Raw genomic sequence first — 16,034 nt, forward strand, 5'->3', positions numbered from 1 at the left:
CAAGGTTTTGGACTTGTACAGAACGTTCGTTCTTTTTTATGCGGCAAGAGTATTTTGGGCCAGCCGGTCAAGTACGCCCTGCAAGGCCACGCGCTCCGCCTGTGCGCGCACCTCGTCCCGATTGCCGGAGAACTGATGGCGCGCCACCTTGGCAGCCCCCTTTGCGAGCGCCCAGGCGAACCAGACCGTGCCGACCGGCTTGTCCGGCGTACCACCGTCAGGACCGGCGATGCCGCTCACTGCCAGTGCGACTTGCGCCGTACTGTACCGCAAAGCCCCTTCCGCCATCTCGCGCACGACGGCTTCCGACACCGCACCATAGGCGATCAACGTGGCTTCCTGCACACCCAGCATCTGCTGCTTGGACAGGTTGGAATAGGTGACGAAACCGCGCTCGAACCAGGCCGAACTGCCGGAGACGCTTGTGACTGCCTGTGCGATGCCGCCGCCGGTACAGGACTCCGCGGTCGCCAGCATCATGCCGTGCGACTTGAGCGCAGCCCCAACCTTTGCCGCCAGCGTATCCATCACAGTCCTCGTGCGAGGTCGTTCTGGATGTCGACCACCGCCTCCAGCCCGACCGCGATGCGGATCAAGCCATCGGTGATGCCGGCCGCCGCGCGTGCTTCGGGTGTGATGCGGGCATGGGTGGTGGTGGCCGGATGGGTGATGGTGGTCTTGGTGTCACCCAGGTTGGCGGTGATGGACAACAGTTTCGTGTTGTCGATCACCTTCCATGCCGCTTCCCTGCCCCCCTTCACTTCGAACGCGACAATGCCGCCGCCGGTCTTCTGCTGCTTCATCGCCAGCGCATGCTGCGGATGCGACGGCAAGCCGGGATAGAGCACGCGCGCCACGTTGGGCTGTTGTTCCAGCCATTGCGCCAGTTGCAGGGCATTGGCGCTGTGCGCGTCCATGCGCAGCTTGAGTGTCTCAAGACCCTTGAGGAACACCCAGGCGTTGAACGCGCTCATGGTAGGCCCGGCGGTGCGCAGGAAACCGTACACCGGCTCCATCAGTTTCTTGCTGCCCAGCACTGCGCCGCCCAGCACGCGCCCCTGTCCATCTATGTACTTGGTGGCGGAATGGATGACGATGTCCGCCCCCAGCTCCAGCGGGCGCTGCAGGATGGGTGTGCAGAAACAATTGTCCACGGCCAGCAACGCACCGCATCCCTTGGCCACCGCCGAGATGGCCGCGATGTCGGAGATCTCGGTGAGCGGATTGGATGGTGTCTCCAGGAAGAACAGCTTGGTGTTCGGACGCACCGCTGCCTGCCATTCGGCCACATCCGTTGCCGAGACGTACGTCATCTCCACGCCGAACTTCTTGAAGTAGTTGTTGAACAGGTTGATGGTCGAGCCGAACAGGCTGCGCGAGGCGACGATATGGTCGCCCGCTTTCAGCAGCCCCATCACGCAGGCGAGGATGGCCGACATGCCGGACGAGGTAGCCACGCATTGCTCCGCGCCTTCCAGTGCTGCCAATCTTTCCTCGAACATGCTGGTCGTGGGATTGGTGAAGCGCGCGTAGATGTTGCCCGGCTCATCGCCGATGAAGCGCCGGGCGGCCTGTGCCGCGTTGTCGAACGTGAAACTGGAGGTCAGGAACATCGCCTCGCCATGTTCCATGAAAGGCGTTTGTACCCGCCCCGCCCTGACGGCCAGCGTCTCCAGCTGGTATTCGTTATCAGACATCATCACCTCCCTCGCGGCTCAAGGCTCGCGCAACAAAAAACCCGGAAAGCTTGACGCTAAACCGGGTTCTCCCGCTTTAGCTGAATTTATATCGCGCCCGCAAGCTGTTCCTCAAATCGGCGCAGGCGGAAAGTAGCACCCTCCGCCTTGATCCGTCAAATCACATGGAGGAAGCGGACATCGCCAGATCCAGTTCCATCTGGTCATCGTCAGGCGTCTTGTTCGCCTTGCCGGCACCGCGCGCCGCCTCGATCGCGTCAAGATATTCCGGAGTGATGTCACCGGTGATGTACTGGCCGTCGAAACAGGAACAGTCGAAACCTCCCAGCGTCGGGTTGGCTTTGGACACCGCCGCCTTCAGATCGGAGATGTCCTGATAGAACAAACGGTCGGCACTGATCTCTCGGCATATCTCCTCGTCACTGCGGCCGGTGGCGATCAGCTCCTTGCGGCTGGGCATGTCGATGCCGTACACGTTGGGAAACTTGACCGGCGGTGCGGCCGAGGCGAAATACACCTTGCGTGCCCCGGCATCGCGCGCCATCTGCACGATCTCGCGGCTGGTGGTGCCGCGCACGATGGAGTCGTCCACCAGCAGCACGTTCTTGTCCTTGAACTCGATGCTGATAGCGTTCAGTTTCTGGCGCACGGACTTCTTGCGCATAGCCTGCCCCGGCATGATGAAGGTGCGACCGATGTAGCGGTTCTTGACGAAGCCCTCGCGGAAAGGGATACCGAGATGGTTCGCCAATTGCAGCGCGCTGGGCCGGCTGGAATCGGGGATGGGAATGACCACATCGATGTCATGTTCTGGCCACTCCTTCTTGATCTTGTCAGCGAGGAACTCTCCCATGAACAGGCGCGTGGCATACACCGAGATGCCGTCCATCACCGAATCCGGGCGGGCGAAATATACATACTCGAAGATGCAGGGATTCAGTTTCGGATGTTCCGCGCACTGCTGGCTGTAGAAATTTGCTTCGAGGTCGATGAACACCGCCTCACCCGGCGCGATGTCGCGCAGGAAAGTGAATCCCAGCGTATCCAGTGCCACGCTCTCTGAAGCGATCAGGTATTCGATGCCGTCAGCATGCTGGTTGCTGCCCACCACCAGCGGACGGATACCGTTGGGATCGCGGAAAGACAGCAGGCCGTAACCTGCGATCATCGCCACCACGGCATAGGCTCCCTTGCAGCGGCGGTGCACGCCGGATACGGCGGCGAATATCTTCTGCGGATCGAGTTTGAAGCCGGTGGCATTGGCCTGCAGTTCGTGCGCCAGCACATTGAGCAGCACCTCGGAATCGGAACCGGTGTTGATATGGCGCAGATCCTGTTTGTACATGGCGCTGCGTAGCTCGTCGGTGTTGGTCAGGTTGCCGTTGTGGGCCAGCACGATACCGAACGGCGAGTTGACGTAGAACGGTTGCGCCTCGTTGTGGTCGACCGAAGAACCGGCGGTCGGATAACGCACATGGGCGATGCCGGAGTTGCCCTTGAGCGCGCGCATGTTGCGTGTGCGGAACACGTCGCGCACCAGACCGTTTCCTTTGTGCAGGTGGAAGGTCCTGTCCTCCAGCGTGGCGATGCCCGCCGCATCCTGCCCCCTGTGCTGCAACACCTGCAAACCGTCATACAGCACCTGGTTCACCGGCGTATTGGCCACCACTCCCAGTATCCCGCACATAATCGTTTCCCGTTTCCTGTGAATTTAATCGTTCGTTTTCAGCGTTGCGCTGTCTGCGTCGGCAAATAGTCGCGTGCATACAGCGCGGCCTGATGCAGCGGCTTGCTGGTCCATGCATCCTTCCACCAGCGTTTCTCCGGTAGACTGGTCAGACCGCCTATCCATACCAGCGCAAGGACCACCAGCAGTCCGCGCAGCACACCGAACATGATGCCGAACTTCCCGTCCACTCCGCCGAGCCCGGCGATCTTGGTCAGTTTGGACAGCAACCATGCGAACACGGCAGCCACGATCAGCGTCACCACGAACACCAGCGCAAAGGCCAACGCCGAACGGACAGCCTCCGCCGCGATCGCCTCGGGGATAAACGGCAAGGCCTGATCAGACAGCGTACTCGCCGCGATATATGCCGCGGCCCATCCCAGCAACGAGAACAACTCATACATGAAACCGCGCCACCATCCAAGCAACGCCGATAACGCAATGACCACCAGAACGGCAATATCAAAGAACGGCATGCACTTATTCCGGATTGATCACGTTGGGCTTCAGACCGATGGCTTCCAGCTTGAGTTTCACCTTCTCCGCAGCTTCGCGGGAGGGATAGCCCCCCACGCGCACACGCAGCATACCGGCGACCTTCTCGGTGTAGGCGGGGAAGCCGCGCTTCCTCAGATTCTCGAGCATTTGCCGTCCGGCGTCTTCGCGAGAATAGGCACCGACCTGCAACATCCATCCCGACGGCGGAACGGGTTGCTTCGGTAACGCCGTCTTGTTTGCGGCCGGCACCGGCTGTGCCGTCTTGGATGCGGTCGGCACGGGCGCTTTGGGCTCGATAACCGGATCGGGCTTGACGGTGACAGACGCTTCACTCGGTGCCGGAGGCACAGCGGGAATGGCACTGGCTGCCGACTCGGCTGGCAGATCGAGCTTCGCCTCGGGGCGGAATTCAGGCACTTCGGCCTTGTCCGGGATGCGCAACTCGATCGTGCCCATGTTCGCGCCCGGCTCGCTGTCGAACACCATGGGCAGGAAGATGACGATCCCCAGCATCAGCGCCACCGCGCCGATCAGGCGATGGCGCGCCTGACGCTTCAACTTGAATTCTTCGTCCGTATTGATCTGTTTGGCCATGGTGAATACCGGAAAACTCAGTTAACGCGCACCTTGCGCAGCTGCATCACTTCCGCCACTGTGTAGAAGGAACCGAGGGCCGCGATTCTATCATTTTCACCCGCACGGTTGCTGGCCTCGTTCAGCGCATTTTCGATGGAACCGCAGTCTATCGCCTCCCCGCGCAGCGGCAATCCATGCATCACCTGCAGCAGTTCAAAGGAAGTGGCACCGCGCGGCGCATCGATACCGGCGACCAGCCACACATCGACCTGAGCATCCAGTGCACGCACCACACCAGCCATGTCCTTGTCCTTGAGCATGGCAAGCACTGCGAACGTCCTCGCGGGTGGCAGATCAGCCAGATTCCTGGCCAGCGATCGGGCGGCGTGCGGATTGTGCGCCACGTCCAGTATCCATTGCGGCCTGCCCGGCAGGAACTGGAAGCGTCCCGCCAGCATGACTTCGGTCAGACCGCGCCTTACCGCCTCCATATTCACCGGCATGCGCGCTTTCAGCCCCTCCAATGTCGCCAGCACCGCACTGGCATTCTGCAGCTGGAACGCACCGCGCAGGGCCGGATAAGGCAAAGCATTGCGGCTGCCGGACTTGCCCAGATAGTCCCATTGGCCTTGATGCGCGCGGAACCCGAGATCCTCACCTATGCACCACAATTCTGCCCCGATCTGCCGCGCATGTGCCCGCAAGACCGGCGGCACGTCACTGTCTGCGCAGATCGCCACCCTGCCCTCGCGGAAGATACCCGCTTTCTCGAAGGCGATCTGCTCGCGCGTATCGCCCAGATAATCGGTGTGGTCGATATCCACACTGGTCACCACCGCCACATCGGCATCGAACACATTCACCGCATCCAGCCTGCCGCCCAGCCCCACTTCAAGGATGGCGACATCCACCTGGTGCGCGATGAAACATTGCATCGCGGCCAGCGTGCCGAACTCGAAATAGGTGAGCGGGATATCGCCGCGCGCCTGCTCGATCGCTTCGAACGACGCGCACAGCTCCGCATCGCTCGCCTGTTGTTTGGCGATGCGCACACGCTCGTTGTAGCGCAACAGGTGCGGCGAGGTATAACAGCCGACTCGATAACCCGCCGCATGCAGGATGGATTCGAGCATCGCGCACACCGAGCCTTTGCCGTTGGTACCACCAATGATGATGACCGGGAATTCCTGTTCTAGATCGAGCCGTTGTTTGACTTGCGTTACACGCTGCAGACCGAGCGCGATGGTTTTTGGATGAAGGGATTCGAGATGGGATAGCCAATCGGCCAGGGATTTTGGCATTTCATTACTGGAGATAGAACGGCCGACAGGAATGTCGGCCGTTGATACTGAGGATTACGCCGCCTCCAGCTTCGCCACGGCATCCTGCTTGGTCAGCAGGGTGATCAGCGTCGCCAGTTGGTCGCGCATCTGGCGACGGTCGACGATCATGTCGATGGCGCCATGTTCGAGCAGGAACTCCGCACGCTGGAAGCCCTCAGGCAGGGTCTCGCGCACGGTCTGCTGGATCACGCGCGCACCGGCGAAGCCGATCAGTGCGCCGGGTTCGGCGATGACCACGTCCCCCAGGAAAGCGAAACTGGCCGAGACGCCGCCCATGGTCGGGTCGGTCAGCACGGAGATGAACGGCAGTTTTGCTTCGCTCAATTGCGTGAGCGCGGCGCTGGTCTTGGCCATCTGCATCAGCGACAGCAGACCTTCCTGCATGCGCGCACCGCCGCTGGCGGAGAAACAGATGAAGGGGCATTGTTGCTCCAGCGCGACTTGCACACCGCGCACGAACCGCTCGCCGACGACAGAACCCATCGAGCCGCCCATGAAATTGAACTCGAACGAGGCCGCCACTACCGGCAAGGCATGGATGCTGCCTTGCAGCACGACCAGCGCATCGTCCTCGTCGGTCTTCTTCTTGGCCTCGACCAGTCGGTCGCTGTATTTCTTCTGGTCCTTGAACTTCAGGGTATCGACCGACAACACCTCGGAGCCGATCTCGAAGCGGCCTTCGCTGTCCAGCAGCCAATCCAGGCGCGTACGGGCAGAGATGCGGTGATGGTGGTTGCATTTCGGGCAGACGCTATGGTTCTTCTCCAGATCGGCGTGATACAGCACGGCCTGACATTCCGGGCACTTGAACCACAATCCTTCCGGCACGTTCTTCTTGGCATCCTCGCCTTCACGACGTTTGATCTTCGGCGGCAGCAGCTTTTGGAACCATCCCATGATTTACTCCTTCTCGTTATCTATCGCTACGCGCAATTCTTGCACCAAACGTCCGACGTTGGCGACCACATTCTGTTCATTCGAATTCTCGATCTCCTGCACGATGCGGCTCCCCACCACCACACCGTCGCACTGTTTCGCTACCGCCCTGGCCGTGGCCGCATCACGGATGCCGAAACCGACGCCTATGGGCAACTTGATGTACTTGCGCAGCAGCGGCATCTTCTGCTCGATAGCCGACAGATCCAGATTGCCTGCGCCGGTCACGCCTTTCAGCGATACGTAATAGACATAGCCGCGCGCCAATTTTGCGACCTGCGCTATGCGCGCTTCCGTGGTGGTCGGAGCCAGCAGGAAGATGGGGGCGATGCCATGCGCCTGCAGATGCTCGAACGCCTCGTGGCTCTCTTCCGGCGGAAAGTCCACGGTCAGGGCGCCGTCCACGCCGACCTCGGCGCAACGTTTGGCGAACGTTTCCCAGCCCATGGCCTCGATGGGATTACCGTAACCCATCAGCACCACCGGTGTGACCGTATCCTGTTTGCGGAACTCGGCCACCATGTCCAGCACGCCACGCAGCGACATGCCGTTCTTCAGCGCACGCTCGGATGCGCGCTGGATGGTCGGACCGTCGGCCATCGGATCGGAGAACGGCACGCCCAGTTCGAGCACGTCCGCGCCGGCTTGCACCAGACCGTGCATCAGCGGCACCGTGAGCGCCTGCGCCGGGTCGCCGGAGGTGATGAAGGGGATGAGCGCCTTGCGCTGTTGCTGCTTGAGCTTTTCGAATGTGGTATCGATGCGGCTCATAGCGTGATGCCTTTCAATTTCGCCACGGTGTTCATATCCTTGTCGCCGCGACCGGACAGGTTCACCAGCAGGACTTTGTCTTTGCTCATCGTCGGTGCGATCTTCATCGCATGTGCCAGGGCATGGCTGGATTCGAGCGCGGGGATGATGCCTTCGAATTTGCACAAGGCATCAAAGGCGGCGATGGCTTCATCGTCATCGATCGCGACATACTGCGCACGACCGATGTCTTTCAGCAGGCAATGCTCGGGGCCGACGCCGGGATAATCCAGTCCGGCGGAGATGGAATGGGTCTCGATGATCTGGCCGTTCTCATCCTGGATCAGGTACACCTTGTTGCCGTGCAACACGCCGACCTTGCTGTTGGCCGTAAGGGGCGCGGCATGCTGACCGCTGGCGATACCGTGACCGCCCGCTTCCACACCGATGATCTGCACATCGGGCACGTCGATATAAGGATGGAACAACCCGATCGCGTTGGAACCGCCGCCCACACAGGCGATCACGGCATCCGGCTGACGGCCGATCATTTCCGGCATCTGTACTTTGGCCTCGTTACCGATCACGCACTGGAAATCGCGCACCATCATCGGGTACGGGTGCGGGCCCGCTGCCGTGCCGAAGATATAAAAGGTGGATTCGACGTTGGTGACCCAGTCGCGGATCGCTTCGTTGCACGCGTCTTTCAGCGTGCGCGAACCGCTCTCCACCGGCACCACGGTCGCGCCCAGCAACTTCATGCGGAACACGTTCGGCGCCTGGCGCTGGATGTCTTCCGCGCCCATGTACACGATGCACTCCATGCCGAAGCGCGCCGCCACGGTGGCAGTCGCCACGCCGTGCATGCCCGCGCCGGTCTCGGCAATGACGCGTTTCTTGCCCATGCGTTTGGCCAGCAAGGCCTGGCCGATAGCGTTGTTGATCTTGTGCGCGCCGGTATGGTTCAGGTCTTCGCGTTTCAGGTAGATCTGCGCGCCGCCCAGGTCGTCTGAAAGCCGCTTGGCATGATAGATGGGGCTGGGACGTCCTACGTAGTGCTTGAGTTCGTATGCGAACTCGGCCTTGAATGCGGGATCGTCGCGGAAGCGCAGGTATTGCTGGCGCAATTCCTCGACTGCCGGGATCAGCGTTTCCGCCATGTAGATGCCGCCGAACTGGCCGAAGTGGCCGCTCAAATCTGGATAGTTATAACTCAACGCTCTTGACCTCTTTGATGAATGCCGCGACCTTCGCCGCATCCTTTATGCCTTTTTCCGCCTCGACGCCGCTGGATACATCGACCGCATACGGCCTCACCGTGCGCACTGCCTCGGCCACATTTCCGGCATGCAGCCCGCCGGACAGGATCACCGGCAACGACAAGTCGCGCGGGATCAGCCCCCAGTCGAACGACTTGCCGGTACCGCCCTGCACGCCTTGCACATAGGCGTCCAGCAACAATCCCCGGGCAGCCGCGTAACGGGCCGCGCATTCTACCAAATCCACCCCCGGCCTGACGCGTATCGCCTTCAAATAAGGGCGCCCGAACTGTGCGCAGAATTGCGGCGATTCGTCGCCATGGAACTGCAACACATCGAGCGGAACCTGAGCCAGCACTTCGCGCACCATCTCGGCCGTCGGGTCCACGAACAGGCCGACGCTGGTCACGAAAGGTGGCACGGCACGCATCAGTTCTGCCGCACGCTGTTCAGAGATATTGCGCGGACTCTTGTCATAGAACACGAACCCGAGCGCATCCGCTCCAGCCGCTACCGCAGCCAGCAGGTCCTGTTCGCGGGTGATGCCGCATATCTTGATCCGGGTCATCGGGATGTCAGTCGTTTTCCGAGGTCGACATTGTACCTTGCGGCAGCCCCCACTTTGCGTCATAGCCGATGTGACGCAGATAGAGCCCGTCCGGCATGAATGTCGGGGCTGCCAGCTTGCGTTCGCGGGATTCAAGGACCTGTTTCATCCATGCAGGCGGGTATTTGCCTTTGCCGACATACACCAGGCAACCGACGATGTTTCGCACCATGTGATGCAGGAAGGCGTTCGCGGTCAGGTCAAAGATGATCGTCTCGCCCTGTTGCCGGATATCCAGTTTGGCCAGCGTCTTGACCGGGGACTTGGCCTGGCATTGCGAAGCACGGAATGCGCTGAAATCATGCTCGCCCAGCAGATGATGCGCCGCCGCCTGCATCGCAGCCACGTCCAGCGGTGCATGGAACCAACCAGCCTTGCCCGCATGTATGGCCAGCCGCGTGGGCCGATTGAACAATACATATTGATAACTGCGCGAGTACGCCGAGAAACGCGCGTGGAACTCATCGCCCACCTCGTGCGCCCACAAAACGGCGATACCCGCCGGCAGCAGTGCATTGCAGCCGCGCACCCAGGCAGTGAGCTGGCGGACCGTCGACGTATCGAAATGCACCACTTGCTCCAGCGCATGCACGCCGGTATCCGTGCGCCCTGCCGCGATGACGCTTATCCGCTCGCAGGCGATGACCGACAAGGCATCCTGCAGCGCATCCTGCACGTTCGCCATGTCCGTCTGGATCTGCCAGCCGTGGTAACGGCTACCGTCATATTCCAACCCAAGTGCGACCCTCATGCCCAGACCCCGTAAATTAGTGCCGCGCACAGCAACAGGCTGAGCACGTCTATTACCTTTAGCGCGCTCTGCTCCAGCATCACGTATTGCCCGGACAATGAAGGTGTCTGCAGCGCGTCATGGATGGACCGTCTCCAGTCTGCCGCAGTATCGCGCATAGCCGGCTCGGCATACTGCAGGGTCAACGCCAGCCGAACGGCAAGCCGTTCGCGCGTCCCTCCGAACCAGTTCAGCGGATAAGCCAGCGCATGGATACCGCAGATGAACTGCGCCTGGTTCAGTAGCGACAGCAGGATCGCCAAACCGGACAACATGGAAAGCAAGCGGCCCAGTTGCATCAACCCATCCCACAGACCTTCCAGCGTCGGCGAAAATCGTCCCAGTTCGGCCACCAGCGCGACGCCCGGAGTCGAATAGGCATAGACGATCAACAGGGAGAGCAATATCCAGCGGGTGCGCCGGATCAAGCTGAACAGTTGGCGCGAATCGAGCTTCGCTGCCGCGATGAACAGGGCAACCGTCAGCGCCAACAAGCCAGGTGCAGACAGCGCTTGTGCCGAGATGGACAAGGATATCCAGATCAAAATCTGTATGGCGGGATGGGGCATCTGCCTATCCATTCGTTCAAATAAAAACGGCAGCCGGGACGGCTGCCGTCGCTTTCATGCGAATAGCTCAGAGCTGGTCGAGGATGCTTTGCGCATTCGCGCGTTGTTGCGCATCACCGTCACGCAGCACTTCTTCGAGGATCTCCTTCGCACCGGCTCCATCACCCATCTCCTGGTATGCCTTGGCAAGATCGAGCTTGGTTGCGACTTCCTGCCAACGCTCATCCTTGACCTCAGCCGCCGGACTGGTGGTATCGGCTCCCCCCAGACCATCCAGGTTCAGGCTGATGTCCCCCAAACCGATGTCCATCGGTGCAGAAGGTTTCTCTTCCGCTGAGCTTGAGTCTGCCGGGATATCCAGTGTGAATGCCAGACCATCATCGACTGCGGCCAGCTCGGGTTTTGCAGCTACGGCTTCTTCCGGCTGCGCAGAAGTGATATCGAACATCAGATCATCCAGCCCCGCAGGTGCAGCCGACTCGGCGCTCGCTTCCGATGAAACGGGCGTCTGGAAGCCTGAATGCGTGGAGGTTACGTCGAACATCAGATCGTTCGTCTCTTCGGCTCTGCTTGTCGGGCCTGATTTCTCAGCCACTTGACTGGGAACCCCTGGATGAGTGGAGGTGACGTCAAAGATAAGATCATCGGAAGCGGCAGCACCCGTATTGGCGCCACCCACCGCCTCCGCTGCAATCTCACTGTCCACATGCGCACCGGTGATATCGAAATCCATCGGCGCTTCGCTTGCCGCCTGCAATTCCTGTGCGGACAGGATGGTCGTCGATTCACTGGATGTAGCCCCTGGCTGCATCACCACAGTACCCAGGAAGTCTTCGGCCTGGGCGGTCTCCTTGGTCTTTGCCGTCGAGAAGGTGTCCATCATCAAGGTATCCAGTGCGCCGGTCTCTTCCTTGCCGGAATCCGACGAACCGAAACCAAGATCGAAGTCGACCGCCGGTTCCGCAGCCTCTTCAACTTGCGAAGCGCCAGCCTCGTTTGCTTCGCCTTCACCGCCATAGAACGGATTGGACGGCTCAAGCTCGCGCCCCATCGCAGCCGCTTGCAGCCATGCAGCCTCGTCGTCGCTGTCCTTGATCTGGCGGGCATAGGTCATGAATGCGTTCGTATCCTTGCGTGTCGAATAGATCGACAGCAGTTTGAGGATGATCGGCACATTGCCCGGCTTGGTGTTCAATGCTTCTTTCAATACCTCTTCAGCCTGGACGTCGCGCCCGAAGGTAAGGAACAGATCGGCTTCGGCGATAGGATCGACTTCGTCGGAGTGCCTCTCTTCGACGGCATCCTCTGCCTGACGGGTAAAGTCACCTGTATCAGGCGACGGCATCACCGGCTCGGCGATCCGTCCGGTCGAACTGCCTATATCATCGGCCTCGGAAGCGGCTGTAGCCGCCGCCTTCTTGGGGGTCGCCTTGCCGCTTCGACGCGACAACCAGAAACCTGCACCGAGCAGAGCGACCAGGCCGCCAGCAGCGCCTCCCAATAACACCGGGTCCTCCAGCAGGCTATCTATCAGGGACACTTCAACCTGCGGAACCTCCACCGGAGCTGGCACTGCCGGTTTGGCTACCGGCTGGGCCTGCACGGGAGCACTGGCACCGACAGCAGCTGTCGGAGCCCCGGCTTCAGGAGCCGGCGCTGCTTTCTGTGCAGCCTCGGCCTGCTGCTTCTTCAGTGCGGCAAGTCGCTCCAGATCCTTGACGTTCTTTTCCAGCAGTGCCGTACGATCCTGTGCCTCCTTCAGTGCCTTGGCTTTGGCAACCGAATCCTCTTCCTTGCTGCTGGCCGAGCCTGCGGCCCCGCCCTCACCGGGCACCTCACCCTTGGATAGCCTCAGTACTTCAGTCGGTGCTTCTTTGCCTGCCGCCTTATCCGTCACGGCAGCGGTCACTTTACCCGAGGATCCCTGCTGGGCAGTTTGCTCCCGTGCTTCGGCACGGACTGCAGCAAGTTGCTGACGATATGCGTTCCAATCTTCCACTTGGGCGCGATATTCCTTCACCGCCTCGCCCTGATCAACAGCCTCGATCTCGGCGGCATCCGGCACACGGATGATCTTGCCCGCTTTCAAACGGTTCATGTTCTTGCCCATGAAGGCTTCACTGTTGGCGCGATACATCGCAACCAGCATGCGCTCCAGACTGACATCAGCCGGCTTGACCTTCAGCGCGATCTTGCTCAGTGAATCGCCGCGCACCACTTTGATGTCGACACTTTCCGCCACAGGGATTGCTTCTTCCTTGCTCAAGGCATCATCTACCACCACCGGAGCTTCTTCCTGAGCCGGCTCGGCGGGCAGCGCAGCGACTGTTTCGGCAGCAGGCTCTTGGGGGACAGGAGGTAGTTCTGCTGCGGGCTGCATATCCGTCGTTTCGGCAGCTGGTTCTGCAGGCGCGATCTCCGCCGGGACTTCCGGTGCGGCGGGAGCGACTTCTTGGGTGGGTACCGCCTCAGGAACAGGAAGCGGCTGGCTCAGCGCTGGAGGTGTCGACACGACCGGGGCGACAGGTTTGATCGTCTCGGCTTGCGGCTCGACAGCGAAACCGACCGGGTCAAGCAGGAAGGTGTATTCGCGCATGAGCTTGCCGGAAGGCCAGGCAACCTCGACCAGCAACGTCACAAACGGCTCGTTCACCGGTTGGGTGGAAGTGATGATCACGCGGGGCTGCGCACTGTCGCGATTGGCGATAGCGAACTTGAGCTTGGGCAATGCATAGGGGTAATCGATGCCGGCGGCCTTGAAAGCTTCTACCGACGCAAGTTTTGCGACGATGCTGTTCCGGTCCGCCTTGTCCACTGCCACCAGTTCGATCTCGGCTTTCAGCGGCTGCCCAAGATTGGAACTGACCGCCATACCCCCCAGGCCCGTAGCGCTAGCGATACCGGACACCAGCAAGCAGGCAAGATAACCGGACGTTTTTATAATCGTTTTCAGCACACTGCCACCCTCATTCTTTCCCTGACGATATTCAGACTAACATCAGAGGGTTAGTGATGCAAGCTCACCTGCCCTCTAGATTCAGCGACTAACCGGCGGTAATCAACCGGATTTTTGCCCTCAGTCCAGCAAGATTCGCAACATACGTCGCAGCGGCTCGGCGGCTCCCCACAGCAACTGGTCGCCGCAAACAAATGCACTCACGTATTCGGGACCCAGCTCCATCTTGCGCACGCGACCCACTGCAATGTCCAGTTTCCCCGTAACAGCAGTCGGTGTCAGTTCGCGCACAGAAAGTTCGCGCTGGTTAGGAACGAACTTGACCCAGGGGTTGCCACCTTTGATCAAGGCTTCGATCTCGCTCAGCGATACATCCTTATTCAACTTGAGCGTCAAAGCCAGACTGTGGCATCGCATCGCACCGATACGCACGCACAGACCGTCAACGGGAATGACAGCCTCCGTCCCCAGTATCTTGTTCACTTCGGCCTTGCCTTTCCATTCCTCCTTGGACTGACCGTTATCGAGCTGCTTGTCGATCCACGGGATCAGACTGCCGGCCAGCGGCGCGCCGAAGTGCTCGACCGGCATCTCCCCCGAGCGCATCGCCTCAGTCAGCACACGATCGATTTCCAGGATGGGAGATTTAGGATCTGCCAGCAAGCTGGCTACTGAAGCGTGTGCGACCCCCATTTGAGTCAGCAATTCGCGCATGTTCTGCGCACCGGCACCGGAAGCCGCCTGATAGGTCATGGACGATACCCACTCCACCAATCCTGCATGGAACAGACCGCCCAGCCCCATCAGCAGGATACTGTTGGTGCAGTTGCCGCCGATGAAGTTCTTGCCGCCATTCGCCAGCGATTTCTTGATGAGGTCGAGGTTGACCGGATCAAGGATGATGACCGCGTCCTTTTCCATGCGCAGCGTGGACGCCGCATCGATCCAGTAGCCGTTCCAGCCGGCGGCTCGCAACTTGGGGAATATCTCGGTGGTGTAGTTGCCGCCCTGGCAGGAGATGATGGCATCCATCGCCTTCAGCTCATTGATGTCCATCGCATCCTTCAGCGGCACACCCTTGCCTTCGGCTGGCGCCGCACCACCGACGTTGGAGGTGGTGAAGAACACCGCCTCGATCAGGTTGAAATCCTTCTCCTCGCGCATGCGCTGCATGAGCACCGAACCGACCATCCCGCGCCAACCGATCAAACCGACTTTCATGATGTTTCCTTAGTATCCTCGTTACAGCGCCGCGACCACCGCGTCGCCCATGGCCGCACAACCGACCTTGTTCATGCCTTCCGTCCAGATGTCGGCGGTGCGATAGCCTTGCGCCAGGGCTTTCTTCACCGCATCTTCGATACGCTGCGCGTTCGCTTCATCATTGAAGGTGTAACGCAGCATCATCGCCGCCGACAGGATGGTCGCCAGCGGATTGGCGACATCCTTACCGGCGATGTCGGGCGCGGAGCCGTGGCTGGGTTCGTACATACCCTTGTTGTTGGCATCCAGCGACGCCGACGGCAGCATACCGATGGAGCCGGTCAGCATCGAAGCTTCGTCGGACAGGATGTCGCCGAAGATGTTACCGGTGACCATCACGTCGAACTGCTTCGGCGCACGAACAAGTTGCATCGCGGCATTGTCCACGTACATGTGCGACAGCTCGACTTCCGGATATTCCTTCGCCAGCTCTATCATCACCTGGCGCCACAATTCAGTGGTCTCCAGCACATTGGCCTTGTCCACCGAACACACTTTCTTGTTGCGCTTCATGGCGATGTCGAACGCGACTCGACCGATGCGTTTGATCTCGGTTTCGTTGTAGCGCATGGTGTTGATGCCCTCGCGCTCGCCGTTCTCCAAAGTGGAGATGCCGCGCGGCTGGCCGAAATAGATGTCGCCGGTCAGTTCGCGCACGATCATGATGTCCAGCCCGCTCACCACTTCCGGTTTCAGCGTGGAAGCGGAGGCCAGCTCGGGATACAGCAACGCCGGACGCAGGTTGGCAAACAGGTTCAGCTCCTTGCGGATACGCAGCAGGCCGCGCTCGGGGCGCAGATGGCGCTCCAGTTTGTCGTACTTCCAGTCACCGACCGCGCCCAGCAGCACGGCATCGGCCGCCTTGGCCAGTGCCAGCGTCGCGTCCGGCAACGGATCGCCCGCAGCCTCGTAACCGGCGCCGCCGATTGGTGCTTCTTCCATTTGCAAGCCGATGTTCAGCGCTTTCAGAACCTTCACGGCTTGCGCCACGATCTCGGGGCCGATGCCGTCACCCGGCAATACTGCGATCTTCATACTCTCTTCCAGTTCTATCTATGAAA

Annotated in this window: 15 protein-coding genes; all 15 read right to left on the reverse strand. The window is 60.4% G+C overall.

The features are described 5' to 3' along the window. Window positions 1-36: 36 nt before the first annotated feature. The 15 genes from pncC to leuB all read right to left on the reverse strand — a co-directional run bounded on the left by pncC (window position 37) and on the right by leuB (window position 16,008). Window positions 37-528, reverse strand: a complete 492-nt coding sequence (gene pncC, locus ACYPYQ_RS11075) for a nicotinamide-nucleotide amidase (protein WP_459723901.1) — start codon at window positions 526-528, stop codon at window positions 37-39. Then, window positions 528-1,697, reverse strand: a complete 1,170-nt coding sequence (locus ACYPYQ_RS11080) for an O-succinylhomoserine sulfhydrylase (RefSeq protein WP_459723902.1) — start codon at window positions 1,695-1,697, stop codon at window positions 528-530. The genes pncC and ACYPYQ_RS11080 overlap by 1 nt, the downstream gene beginning before the upstream one ends. A gap of 160 nt (window positions 1,698-1,857) precedes the next feature. Then, window positions 1,858-3,384, reverse strand: coding sequence for an amidophosphoribosyltransferase (purF, locus tag ACYPYQ_RS11085; protein ID WP_459723903.1), 1,527 nt, complete (start codon window positions 3,382-3,384; stop codon window positions 1,858-1,860). 38 nt (window positions 3,385-3,422) lie between these two features. Continuing rightward, window positions 3,423-3,902, reverse strand: coding sequence for a CvpA family protein (locus ACYPYQ_RS11090; protein ID WP_459723904.1), 480 nt, complete (start codon window positions 3,900-3,902; stop codon window positions 3,423-3,425). 4 nt (window positions 3,903-3,906) lie between these two features. Further along, window positions 3,907-4,518: an SPOR domain-containing protein gene (locus ACYPYQ_RS11095; protein WP_459723905.1), complete on the reverse strand. Its 612-nt coding sequence runs from the start codon at window positions 4,516-4,518 to the stop codon at window positions 3,907-3,909. A gap of 17 nt (window positions 4,519-4,535) precedes the next feature. Further along, a complete protein-coding gene (gene folC, locus ACYPYQ_RS11100; RefSeq protein ID WP_459723906.1) occupies window positions 4,536-5,801 on the reverse strand; it encodes a bifunctional tetrahydrofolate synthase/dihydrofolate synthase in 1,266 nt (421 codons plus the stop codon). 54 nt (window positions 5,802-5,855) lie between these two features. Further along, window positions 5,856-6,740, reverse strand: coding sequence for an acetyl-CoA carboxylase, carboxyltransferase subunit beta (gene accD, locus ACYPYQ_RS11105; protein ID WP_459723907.1), 885 nt, complete (start codon window positions 6,738-6,740; stop codon window positions 5,856-5,858). 3 nt (window positions 6,741-6,743) lie between these two features. Beyond that, window positions 6,744-7,550 (reverse strand): tryptophan synthase subunit alpha, encoded by an 807-nt coding sequence (gene trpA / locus ACYPYQ_RS11110; RefSeq protein WP_459723908.1) that lies wholly within the window; start codon window positions 7,548-7,550, stop codon window positions 6,744-6,746. After that, entirely contained in the window at window positions 7,547-8,746 is a 1,200-nt protein-coding gene (gene trpB / locus ACYPYQ_RS11115; RefSeq protein ID WP_459723909.1) for a tryptophan synthase subunit beta, read from the reverse strand. The genes trpA and trpB overlap by 4 nt, the downstream gene beginning before the upstream one ends. Further along, complete coding sequence (locus ACYPYQ_RS11120) at window positions 8,736-9,356, reverse strand: phosphoribosylanthranilate isomerase (RefSeq protein WP_459723910.1); 621 nt, start codon at window positions 9,354-9,356, stop codon at window positions 8,736-8,738. Before ACYPYQ_RS11120 ends, trpB begins: the two co-directional genes overlap by 11 nt. 7 nt (window positions 9,357-9,363) lie before the next feature. Further along, entirely contained in the window at window positions 9,364-10,146 is a 783-nt protein-coding gene (gene truA / locus ACYPYQ_RS11125; protein ID WP_459723911.1) for a tRNA pseudouridine(38-40) synthase TruA, read from the reverse strand. After that, window positions 10,143-10,754: a CbiQ family ECF transporter T component gene (locus tag ACYPYQ_RS11130; RefSeq protein WP_459723912.1), complete on the reverse strand. Its 612-nt coding sequence runs from the start codon at window positions 10,752-10,754 to the stop codon at window positions 10,143-10,145. Before ACYPYQ_RS11130 ends, truA begins: the two co-directional genes overlap by 4 nt. Window positions 10,755-10,821: 67 nt before the next feature. Continuing rightward, the gene (locus ACYPYQ_RS11135; RefSeq protein WP_459723913.1) at window positions 10,822-13,626 is read right to left on the reverse strand and encodes a FimV/HubP family polar landmark protein; all 2,805 of its coding nucleotides are present in this window, start codon (window positions 13,624-13,626) and stop codon (window positions 10,822-10,824) included. 204 nt (window positions 13,627-13,830) lie between these two features. Next, a complete protein-coding gene (asd, locus tag ACYPYQ_RS11140) occupies window positions 13,831-14,934 on the reverse strand; it encodes an aspartate-semialdehyde dehydrogenase (RefSeq protein ID WP_459723964.1) in 1,104 nt (367 codons plus the stop codon). An 18-nt stretch (window positions 14,935-14,952) separates the two neighbouring features. Next, complete coding sequence (gene leuB, locus ACYPYQ_RS11145) at window positions 14,953-16,008, reverse strand: 3-isopropylmalate dehydrogenase (RefSeq protein WP_459723914.1); 1,056 nt, start codon at window positions 16,006-16,008, stop codon at window positions 14,953-14,955. Window positions 16,009-16,034 lie beyond the last annotated feature (26 nt).

Source organism: Sideroxyarcus sp. TK5 (genome assembly GCF_054601595.1).

Bases quoted from the DNA above. Each gene is read 5' to 3' on its own strand.
- pncC (WP_459723901.1), bottom strand. From the start codon at position 528: ATGGATACGCTGGCGGCAAAGGTTGGGGCTGCGCTCAAGTCGCACGGC.
- ACYPYQ_RS11080 (WP_459723902.1), bottom strand. From the start codon at position 1,697: ATGTCTGATAACGAATACCAGCTGGAGACGCTGGCCGTCAGGGCGGGG.
- purF (WP_459723903.1), bottom strand. From the start codon at position 3,384: ATGTGCGGGATACTGGGAGTGGTGGCCAATACGCCGGTGAACCAGGTG.
- ACYPYQ_RS11090 (WP_459723904.1), bottom strand. From the start codon at position 3,902: ATGCCGTTCTTTGATATTGCCGTTCTGGTGGTCATTGCGTTATCGGCG.
- ACYPYQ_RS11095 (WP_459723905.1), bottom strand. From the start codon at position 4,518: ATGGCCAAACAGATCAATACGGACGAAGAATTCAAGTTGAAGCGTCAG.
- folC (WP_459723906.1), bottom strand. From the start codon at position 5,801: ATGCCAAAATCCCTGGCCGATTGGCTATCCCATCTCGAATCCCTTCAT.
- accD (WP_459723907.1), bottom strand. From the start codon at position 6,740: ATGGGATGGTTCCAAAAGCTGCTGCCGCCGAAGATCAAACGTCGTGAA.
- trpA (WP_459723908.1), bottom strand. From the start codon at position 7,550: ATGAGCCGCATCGATACCACATTCGAAAAGCTCAAGCAGCAACAGCGC.
- ACYPYQ_RS11120 (WP_459723910.1), bottom strand. From the start codon at position 9,356: ATGACCCGGATCAAGATATGCGGCATCACCCGCGAACAGGACCTGCTG.
- truA (WP_459723911.1), bottom strand. From the start codon at position 10,146: ATGAGGGTCGCACTTGGGTTGGAATATGACGGTAGCCGTTACCACGGC.
- ACYPYQ_RS11130 (WP_459723912.1), bottom strand. From the start codon at position 10,754: ATGCCCCATCCCGCCATACAGATTTTGATCTGGATATCCTTGTCCATC.
- ACYPYQ_RS11135 (WP_459723913.1), bottom strand. From the start codon at position 13,626: ATGGCGGTCAGTTCCAATCTTGGGCAGCCGCTGAAAGCCGAGATCGAA.
- leuB (WP_459723914.1), bottom strand. From the start codon at position 16,008: ATGAAGATCGCAGTATTGCCGGGTGACGGCATCGGCCCCGAGATCGTG.